This window comes from Bifidobacterium mongoliense DSM 21395, from assembly GCF_000741285.1.
GTDB lineage: Bacteria > Actinomycetota > Actinomycetes > Actinomycetales > Bifidobacteriaceae > Bifidobacterium > Bifidobacterium mongoliense.
The window spans coordinates 1-4,797 of the sequence record NZ_JGZE01000036.1 but is presented as its reverse complement, the minus strand read 5'-3'; the positions used below and the strand labels follow the sequence as shown (position 1 = coordinate 4,797).

General features: G+C 65.3%; 4 protein-coding genes and 1 tRNA gene. 2 read left to right on the top strand and 3 right to left on the bottom strand.

The window, feature by feature from the left end:
- The coding region (locus BMON_RS10270) for an AAA-associated domain-containing protein (protein ID WP_202805466.1) at positions 1 to 706 on the top strand (706 nt) is incomplete at its 5' end.
- 84 nt (positions 707 to 790) lie between these two features.
- Here the strand turns inward: BMON_RS10270 and pgi are convergent.
- Both pgi and BMON_RS09015 read right to left on the bottom strand, forming a co-directional pair.
- On the bottom strand, positions 791 to 2,485 hold the full coding sequence (pgi, locus tag BMON_RS09020; RefSeq protein ID WP_033512609.1) for a glucose-6-phosphate isomerase: 1,695 nt from the start codon (positions 2,483 to 2,485) through the stop codon (positions 791 to 793).
- A 194-nt stretch (positions 2,486 to 2,679) separates the two neighbouring features.
- Positions 2,680 to 3,825: a mannose-1-phosphate guanylyltransferase gene (locus BMON_RS09015; RefSeq protein ID WP_237745403.1), complete on the bottom strand. Its 1,146-nt coding sequence runs from the start codon at positions 3,823 to 3,825 to the stop codon at positions 2,680 to 2,682.
- Positions 3,826 to 4,026: 201 nt separating this feature from the next.
- Here BMON_RS09015 and BMON_RS09010 point away from each other — a divergent pair.
- A tRNA-Thr gene (locus BMON_RS09010) sits at positions 4,027 to 4,102 on the top strand.
- Between the two features lie 250 nt (positions 4,103 to 4,352).
- On the opposite strand, the gene BMON_RS10495 is transcribed toward BMON_RS09010, so the two are convergent.
- Positions 4,353 to 4,499, bottom strand: a complete 147-nt coding sequence (locus BMON_RS10495) for a hypothetical protein (protein ID WP_161786324.1) — start codon at positions 4,497 to 4,499, stop codon at positions 4,353 to 4,355.
- Positions 4,500 to 4,797 lie beyond the last annotated feature (298 nt).

Genomic DNA, 4,797 nt, shown 5'->3' with positions numbered 1-4,797 from the left:
GAAGGCGGGGGCCGCACAGTCAGGGGCCAAGGGTTCGGGGGCCTCAGGATCAGAGGCCACGTCATCCGCCCATGCGGGCACCGCCGGCACCGGGACCACCGATGCCGCCGCCGCGCATGCGGGGGCGCCCCATTCGGAAACCGCAACCTCGCAGCCCACCGCCTCGCAGCCCGCCACCTCACCTGTGGCCACATCCACCGATGCACCTGCGGCTTCGCGGTCCACCGCGCTGCCGAACATCACCCCGGGCGGGCTCGCCGGTCTGCTCGACATGATCGCCGCGAATCCCGACGGCATCGATCTGGCCGACCTGGCCTCGGCGCTCTCCTTCGAGGTCGACGACCTCTTCCCGCTGGTCGATGCGGGCGTGATGCTCGGCGTGCTCACCGTGGACGCCGGCCACGTGACGCTCACCGCGGCCGGCCGGTCGTGGGAGAGCGCGGACATCCTCGAGGCCAAGCGGGTCTTCGCCGGTCTTGCGCTCAAGCACGCGCCGCTGGTCAAGACCATCGACCACGCGCTCAAGCAGTCGAAATCGCAGGAGCTGCACGGCGAGCTGTTCCTCGACCTGCTGCGCGGCCGGCACACCGACGAGGAGGCCCGTCAGCAGTTCCACATCGCCGTGAGCTGGGGACGCTACGGCGAGCTGTTCGACTACGACGCCGACGACGACACCCTGACCCTCGATGAGGCCAACAAGGGCTGAGCCGGATATGGAACGCCCGGGCAACGCGGTACGAAACCGCGCATGCCCGGGCGAACGGTATGCGGTGAAACGCAGCCTGCGCGACTACTTGCGGTGCGCGCGGTAGAAGCGAATCAGGCCCTGGGTCGAGGCATCCTGCTCGGCCAGCGCCTTGTCGTCCTGCGAGATGGCCGGCGTGATCTGCTTGGCCAGCTGCTTGCCGAGCTCCACACCCCACTGATCGTAGGAGTCCAGGCCCCAGACAGTGCCCTCGACGAACGTGATGTGCTCGTAGAGCGCGATGAGCTCGCCAAGCGAGTACGGCGTCAGGGCGTCACCGAAGATCGAGGTGGTCGGACGGTTGCCGGTGAAGACGCGGGCGGGGACGATGTCCTCGGGCGTGCCCTCGGCACGGACTTCGTCGGCGGTCTTGCCGAAGGCGAGCGCCTTGGTCTGCGCCAGGAAGTTGCCCAGGAACAGCTCGTGGACGTCCTGGTCGCCGTCCTTCGTCGGGTTCGGCGTGTTGGCGAACGCGATGAAGTCAGCGGGGATGAGCTGCGTGCCCTGGTGGATGAGCTGGTAGAAGGCGTGCTGGCCGTTCGTGCCGGGCTCGCCCCAGAAGATCTCGCCGGTCTCGGTCGTCACCGGGGTGCCGTCCCAACGCACGGACTTGCCGTTGGACTCCATGGTCAGCTGCTGCAGGTACGCCGGGAAGCGGTGCAGGTACTGGTCATAGGGCAGCACCGCGTGCGACGCGGCCTTGAAGAAGTTGCGGTACCACACGTTGAGCATGCCGAGCAGCACGACGACGTTCTTCTCGAACGGGGTCGTGGCGAAGTACTCGTCGATGGCGTGGAAGCCGTGCAGGAACTCCTCGAACCGCTTGGGTCCGAAGACGACCGCGAGCGAGGTGCCGACGGCGCCTTCGACGGAGTAACGACCGCCGACCCAGTTCCAGAAGCCGAAGGCGTTCTTCGGATCGATGCCGAACTCCTCGACCTTCTCCAGATTGGTGGAGACGGCGACGAAGTGCTTGCTCACGGCTTCCGCGGACTTCTCCTTGGAACCGTCGATGGCGCCGGAGGCCTTGAGGTTGCTGAGCAGCCAGGTACGGGCCTCACGGGCGTTGGTCAGGGTCTCAAGCGTGGTGAACGTCTTGGAGACGATGATGAAGAGCGTGGTCTCGGGATCGAGGCCCTTGGTCTTCTCGGCCATGTCGTTGGGGTCGATGTTGGAGATGTAGCGGGCGCTGATGCCGGCGTCCGCGTAGGCCTTGAGGGCCTCGTAGACCATGACGGGACCCAGGTCGGAACCGCCGATGCCGATGTTGACGACGGTGGTGATCTTCTTGCCGGTCACGCCGGTCCACTCGCCGGAGCGGACCTTGTCGGCGAAGGCGTAGATGCGGGCGAGTACGTCGCGCACATCCTTGACGACATCCTGGCCGTCGACGATGAACTTGCCCTCGTCCTCGGCCGGACGACGCAGCGCGGTGTGCAGCACGGCGCGGTCCTCGGTGTTGTTGATGTGCACGCCGGTGTACATGGCCTTGGTGCGTTCTTCAAGCTTGACGGCCTTGGCCAGATCGGCGAACAGCGCGATGGTCTCGGGCTTGATGAGGTCCTTGGACAGGTCGAAGTGCAGGTCGCCGGCCTCGAAGCTGAGCTTCTCGACGCGGGTCGGATCCTCGGCGAACCATTGCTTGAGGCTCACGCCCGAAGCTTGCAGCTCGTCAAAATGCTTCTGCAAAGCCGCCCACTGCGGTGTCTGGGTGGCGTCAATAGGAGGATTGATAGCCATAATGTGGAAGTCCTTTCATCATCACCGTGAGTCGACACCCGCATCGTGCGCATCCATGGCGGCGACCGAGTCGACTCCTCACTCCACAAGCTACTCACAAAATAGGACAGAATCTCACAATGTGGCTCGTGACCGCGTGGTGAGACGGGAAACCGGTCGGTCAGGCGAAAGGTGCTCGAAAGTCACCCACCCAGTCACAGCAGGTCGTCGCGCCCCTCTTCGGACAGGCGCGCCACCATCGCCTTGACCTCCTGGCTCCTGGCCCGGGGGGCGATGAGCAGGGCGTCGGGGGTGTCCACCACGACCATGTCGTTCACGCCGAGCAACGCGATGGTCCGATCGGCCCGCGGCACGACCACGTCGCCCGCCGAATCGAGGCTGACGATCCGGTCGGAGTCGCCCAGCACCTTGATGTTGCGCCCGTCCCTGCTGGGCAGCATCGCGGCCACGGAATTGAAGTCGCCGATGTCGTCCCACCCGAAGTCCCCCGGGATCATCGCGACGCCGCCGGACAGGCTCAGCGGTTCCGCCACCGCGTAGTCGAAGGCGATCTTCTCGACCCGCGGCCAGCAGCGATCCATAGCCTCCCGGCCCTCGCGGTCGGAGCGCATCATGGCGTCGGCGATCCGCGAAATCGCGGCGAACAACTCGGGCTTGTGGGCCCGCAGGTGGTCGAGCAGCACATCGGCCCGCATGACGAACATGCCGGCGTTCCAGCGATACTCCCCCCGTCGCCAGGTAGGCCTGGGCCGTGTCGGCATCCGGCTTCTCGACGAACCGCTCAACCGCGCGCGCGCCGGGGCCCCGGGGACGCGGTCGGCCAGCGAGGCGCCCTGGTGGATGTATCCAAACGCCGTGGATGGCCGGGAGGCGGCGATGCCGATGGTGGTCACATAGCCGGCCCGCGCGGTGAGCACCGCCTGGCGCACGGCTTCGACAAAGGCGTCGCGGCCGCGGATCACCTGATCGGCGGCGAAGGACCCCACCACGATCCGCTCCCCGTACCGGCGGGCCAGCACTGCGGTGGCGAGCGCGATGGCGGCGGTCGAATCGCGCGGCACCGGTTCGGCGAAGATGTTGCCCTCGGCGAGCTGCGGGATCTGGTGCCGGATGGCGGACACATGGTCCCGGCCCGTGCTGACCACGACATGATCCGGCCCCAACAACGCGGCGAGCCGGTCGAAGGTCGACTGGATCAGCGTGCTGCCCTGACCGACCAGGTCGTACAGGAACTTGGGCTTGGCGCCACGGCTCAGTGGCCACAACCTCGTGCCCGTGCCACCGGCGGGAATGATCACATGAACATCGTCGAATCCGTTTGTGCCGTTTGTGCCGTTCATACCCCCATTGTCGCGCACCGGTCAAACAAGCGCGGTCGCCCCGGCGCATCGCGCACGGCCGCCCCGTCGCATCATGTGCGGCCGCCCTGGCGCATTGTGCGTGAACGCCACGGTGGCCGCACACAGCGAGCTGGACAAAATCCGGCGCATCCACTACACTCAACTTCTTGTGCGCGGGTAGCGAACGCTGCTCGGGCAATTGCCGCTTTAGCTCAGTTGGTAGAGCGTCTCACTCGTAATGAGAAGGTCGACAGTTCGATTCTGTCAAGCGGCTCCACGGCACCGATGCCATACCCCTTGATAAGGGCATTACCCACATAGCAGCATTACCCACGCCATATCGCCTTAACGGCAAGGCCATATCCCCTTAATAGCAATATTGACAACAACACTGATATCATCTGCGATCGCATACGATGCACTGCCCTACTCGGTCACACACGTCGCACTGCCTCACTCGATCACGTCCATTGCGTGGCGACTTCGGCGGAGAGTTGCGCCCACATACGATGTACCTCCTTGCTCGATCACGCCGTCGAAGGAATCCGGATCGCACTCGGCAAGGCTTTGGCTTGTTGAACGCCGATGCGCCACACCAGATCGATCAACTGGCGCCACACCGTATCAATTTCACTGTCGAACAGGGTTCCAGCGGTCCGAAAAGCCTTATTCACCCGTTCAGTAAGCCGGATTCGGGGGGACCGTTCACTTTGTGTAGCACTTTTGCTCCGACCATGAAAAGCGGAATAACCAAAACGGCCATATACCGCCAATCCGCAAAAACGGAACCGAGCGGGGACCGGCGGTCTGCGCGCAAAAGACTACACAAAGTGCACTAGGGGTTTCCGGAGGCGGTGCGGGCGCTCGGTCGGCGCAGATAACCCGGCGGTGCGAGTGCACGACGCCGCGGGTACCCGGGCGGTGCGAGTGCACGACGCCGCGGGTACCCGGGCGGTGCGGGCGCCCAGGCGG